This window comes from Paenibacillus sp. P4_E11 (genome assembly GCF_056401635.1).
The window spans coordinates 1-1,034 of sequence record NZ_JBFUIX010000556.1; the positions used below are offsets into that span (position 1 = coordinate 1).

A 1,034-nucleotide genomic window follows, 5' to 3' on the forward strand; every position below is an offset into this window, starting at 1 on the left:
GTTGCTAAGCAAGGCCAATCGTCTTTTTTACACGGCTTCTATTTTTGGTGTTCTGTTGTTTGCATTAATGATTATCAAACCTTAAGGATGGAAGGGACAATGAACATGAAAAAAATGAAATTAGCTTTATTTGCAGCGTTAAGCCTGTTTGTACTAAACGGAGTAAGTGCATTCGCACATGGTGGTGAAACGCAATCCGTGTCTAATGACACGACGATGAAAGTCGCAACCCCTAAATCTGCAGAAGTTTCTTCAGCATTATCAGTGAAAGTAAATGGAGTAAATGTGCGTTCGTCTGCGAACCATCTTTCAGAGGAAGGCAAGCTCTACGCTTCCGTTGAAGCTTTTGCACAACTGTTCGGGCTTCAACCTGTCGTAAGCGACGATCATAAAAGTGTCAAGCTGGGTGACAAAACGATTTCCAACGTGAGAAAAGTGCAAGGGGAGCTTACAGCTTGGGTCAGGGACTTGGCTGATTCGGTTGGTGCGCAGCAAGTTAGCTGGGATTCAACCACACAAGAAGCCTATATCCTTGCATTGCCTGCAGGAACGATCCAGATCAGTCCGGAAGTCGTACCTGCGATGGGCGAGCACTGGAGTAATCCGCAGGTTGGCGATCTGCCGATGGGTCCTATCTACGGGGTATATAAAGGGAAATTGGTATTTCTCGAATATATGATCGCCCAGGATGACTTTGTAAAAGGCAAAGATCATACCAACTTGTCAGGAATGAAGGGAGTTCCAATGCCTTCGGTCGTTCAGAGTGATTTCGAGTTCCAGCCGAAGGGCCATCCGGGCTTTGAAGTCGCACACTACGATTTCCATTTCTACTTCATCACGGATGAAGAGCAACATCAAATTCATTAAAGTTAATGCAAAAAGAACGTCCCCTCCACTTCTAACGAAATGGAGGGGACGTTCTTTGATTTATTATTTTCTTTCGAATCCTTCCTTCTAGGGGTATTACCGATATGAAAAAGAGGGATATCAAGGTCGTGAATCTTAGTGAAGCTACGTCTGGACCCATATGGCCG

1 protein-coding gene is annotated in these 1,034 nt (G+C 44.9%); it reads left to right on the top strand.

The window, feature by feature from the left end; translation table 11 throughout:
• A partial coding sequence (locus tag AC1DWB_RS36010; RefSeq protein ID WP_477545845.1) for a hypothetical protein occupies positions 1-867 on the top strand: 867 nt, incomplete at its 5' end.
• Positions 868-1,034 lie beyond the last annotated feature (167 nt).